A 3,324-nucleotide genomic window follows, 5' to 3' on the forward strand; every position below is an offset into this window, starting at 1 on the left:
CACCACCGCTGCCACACCGCGATCGGAGGCCAGCCCCCGATCAGCCGCGTCAACAACCCTCCGGGTCAATACACCTAGGGCGTCCGGAAGCGGCGCGGGTACGGCGGAGCGTCTCAGGAGGGCCACAGCCTGATGACGGGGGTTTTGTCCTGGCCAGGTCGGGCTGCATGATGGCGGACCGGCGTCGCACCAGCGGCGCAGGCACCGCGTCCCCGACCGGAAAGGCCCGTCGTGCCCAGCAAGAAGGCTCTCGTCCGCCGCCCGAGCCCCCGTCTCGCCGAGGGCCTGGTGACCCATGCCGAGCGGCAGAAGGTCGACGTCGGGCTCGCCACCGAGCAGTGGGAGGCGTACGTCGAGGCGCTGCGGGCGCACGGCTGGGAGACCTGCGAGGTCGAAGCGGCCGACGACTGCCCGGACTCGGTGTTCGTGGAGGACACCGTCGTCCTGTTCCGCAATGTCGCGCTGATCACCCGGCCGGGCAGCGCGTCCCGCCGCCCGGAGACCGCCGGTGTGGAGGAGGCGGTGGCCGGCCTCGGCTGCTCGGTGAACTGGATCTGGGACCCGGGCACCCTGGACGGCGGCGATGTCCTGAAGGTCGGCGACACGGTCTACGTCGGCCGCAGCGGGCGCACCGACGCGGCCGGTGTGCAGCAGCTGCGGGCCGCGTTCGAGCCGCTGGGCGCCCGGGTGGTGGCCGTACCGGTGAGCAAGGTGCTGCATCTGAAGTCGGCCGTGACCGCGCTGCCGGACGGCACCGTCATCGGGCACATCCCGAAGATGGACCGGCCCTCGCTGTTCCCCGGCTTCCTCGCGGTGCCCGAGGAGTCCGGCGCGCAGGTGCTGCTGCTCGGCGGGCACCAGCTGCTGATGGCGGCGAGCGCCCCGAAGACCGCCGAGCTGCTGACCGACCTCGGCTACGAGGTGGTCACGGTGGACATCGGCGAGTTCGAGAAACTGGAGGGCTCGGTCACCTGCCTCTCCGTACGTCTGCGGGAGCTGTACGCCTGACCGGGTGAATCGCTCCCTCCGACGGCCCCGGGACCGGCGTGTCCCGGGGCCGTTCCGTATCCGCGGACGATCCCGGCGCACCACCTGATCTGGGACTCTCTTACGACGGCCTTAACCTACGGTTTCGTAACCTACGGACTCGTAGCTTACGATCACGTAGGTTTCTCGGCACCGCTCGCCGGTACCCCTCGTTTGTGCTCTCCCCCGTTCGGCGTCCCCTGGAGTTCCCGTGACGATCACCTCCTCCCATCTCGGCAGCCCGTCCGTCTGGACCGACGCCCGGCTCCTGTACGCGCTGGAGGAAGTGGTGGAAGGGGAGTTGAACCGGCACCTGAAGGTCGCCAAGGACTGGATGCCGCACGAGTACGTGCCCTGGGGCGACGGGCGCAACTTCCCGGCCCTGTTCGAGGACGGGGAGGCCTGGGCGAAGGACCAGTCCAAGGTGACCGAGATCGGTCGCACCGCCCTGGTCGTCAACCTGCTGACCGAGGACAACCTGCCCAGCTACCACCATGAGATCGCCAGCCTGTTCGGCCGCGACGGCGCCTGGGGCACCTGGGTGCACCGCTGGACGGCCGAGGAGGGCCGGCACGGCATCGTGATGCGGGACTATCTGCTCGCCTCGCGCGCGGTGGACCCGGACAAGCTGGAGCAGTTCCGCATGGCGCACATGAGCGAGGGCTTCGAGTCCGACAACCGGCACTCGATGCTGCACTCGGTCGCCTACGTCGCCTTCCAGGAGCTGGCCACCCGGATCTCGCACCGCAACGCCGGCCATCAGTCCGGTGACCCGGTGTGCGACCGGATGCTCGCCCGGATCGCGACCGACGAGAACCTGCACATGGTGTTCTACCGCAACCTGCTCAAGGCGGCGTTCGAGCTCGCGCCCGACCTGACGATGCAGGCGGTCCGGGACGTCGTCGTCGGCTTCCGGATGCCCGGGCACGGCATTCCCGGTTTCGAGCGGGCCGCCGCGCAGATGGCGATCGGCGAGGTCTACAACCTGCGCATCCACCACGACGACGTGCTCCAGCCGGTGCTCCGCTTCCTGAAGGTCATGGAGCTCGACGGCCTCGGCCCCGAGGGGCGGCAGGCGCAGGAGGAACTCGGCCTGTTCATGGGCGGCCTGGACACGGAGGCCGGCCGGTTCGACGAGAAGCTGGCCGCGCGCAAGGCACGGATGGCGGCGCGGGCCGCCGGCCACTGAGCGAGACGGTCACCGGCTGACCGGCCCCGATCGCGGGCGGCCGGTCAGCCGGAGGTGCGGCGCAGGGCGAGACGTTCCTTCTCGGACAGGCCGCCCCAGACGCCGAAGCGCTCGTCGTTGGCGAGGGCGTACTCCAGGCAGGCCGGGCGCAGCTCGCACATCCCGCAGATGCGCTTCGCCTCGCGGACCGAGCTGCCCGGCTCGGGAAAGAAGAAGTCCGGTCCCGTCTGCGCGCACAGGGCCTGCGCCTGCCAGGTCGGGTCGGCCGGGGTGATGGTGTCGAGGTGCATGGCCAGGATCTTGCCGATCGGCGAAAAACGTTCGATCAACGCGCGCTCAACGCCGTCGTCGGGGCCCCCGGCCGCATCGATGATGCTCTCCGGGGCCGGTCGGTTGCACGGCGGCGCGCGGAATTTTCGAAAACCCAGCGGACATGCCGGGTCACCGAAGGTGAGGGCGGGCCCCGACGGGCCTCCGGCGGCGATTGTCAGTGGGCGGTGCCAGACTCGGCAGTGCACGGGACGGGACCCTTCGAGGAGGGCGGCAATGCTCACCACCGATTTCGTCGACGGCGCGCCGAACTGGCTCGACATCGGCGCTCCGGACATCGACGGCGCGCGCTCCTTCTACGGCTCCCTGTTCGGCTGGCACTTCGAGTCGGCGGGCCCGGACGCGGGGGGCTACGGCTTCTTCCAGCTGGACGGGAAGACCGTCGCGGGTGGCATGCGGTGCGGGCCCGAGCAGGGGCCGCCGGCCTGGACGCTGTACTTCAGGACCGCGGACGCGGCGGCGACCGCCCGGGCCGTCGAACAGGCCCATGGGCAGGTGCTGTTCGGACCGGTCGATGTGATGGGCCAAGGGCACATGGCGGTCCTCGGTGACCGGGCCGGGGTGACGTTCGGGGTCTGGCAGCCCGGCCGCACCAAGGGCGTGGAGGTGGCGAACGCGCCGGGCGCGCTGTGCTGGGCCGAGTTGCACACCCCGGACATCGCGGCGGCGGCCGCCTTCTACCAGCGGGTGCTCGGTCTGGAGACCTCCGGCGTGTCCTTCCCGGGCGGTGTGTATACGTGCGTCAACCCGGCGGGCGCCGGGTTGACGCACGTATACAC

The 3,324-nt window shown here is 70.7% G+C and carries 4 protein-coding genes; 3 read left to right on the forward strand and 1 reads right to left on the reverse strand.

Annotated elements, in window-relative coordinates; all coding sequences use genetic code 11:
- Positions 1–231: 231 nt before the first annotated feature.
- Positions 232–1,008 (forward strand): dimethylargininase, encoded by a 777-nt coding sequence (ddaH, locus tag CCN72_RS32325; protein WP_086811753.1) that lies wholly within the window; start codon positions 232–234, stop codon positions 1,006–1,008.
- Positions 1,009–1,237: 229 nt separating this feature from the next.
- Positions 1,238–2,215 (forward strand): acyl-ACP desaturase, encoded by a 978-nt coding sequence (locus CCN72_RS32330; RefSeq protein ID WP_086811755.1) that lies wholly within the window; start codon positions 1,238–1,240, stop codon positions 2,213–2,215.
- Positions 2,216–2,259: 44 nt separating this feature from the next.
- Here the strand turns inward: CCN72_RS32330 and CCN72_RS32335 are convergent, their stop codons facing one another.
- Positions 2,260–2,505, reverse strand: a complete 246-nt coding sequence (locus CCN72_RS32335) for a WhiB family transcriptional regulator (RefSeq protein ID WP_037659718.1) — start codon at positions 2,503–2,505, stop codon at positions 2,260–2,262.
- A 256-nt stretch (positions 2,506–2,761) separates the two neighbouring features.
- Here CCN72_RS32335 and CCN72_RS32340 point away from each other — a divergent pair.
- Positions 2,762–3,324, forward strand: a 563-nt coding sequence (locus tag CCN72_RS32340; RefSeq protein ID WP_086811757.1) for a VOC family protein, incomplete at its 3' end; no start/stop codon positions are given.

It is taken from the genome of Streptomyces murinus, from assembly GCF_002154555.1.
Taxonomy (GTDB): Bacteria; Actinomycetota; Actinomycetes; order Streptomycetales; family Streptomycetaceae; genus Streptomyces; species Streptomyces murinus.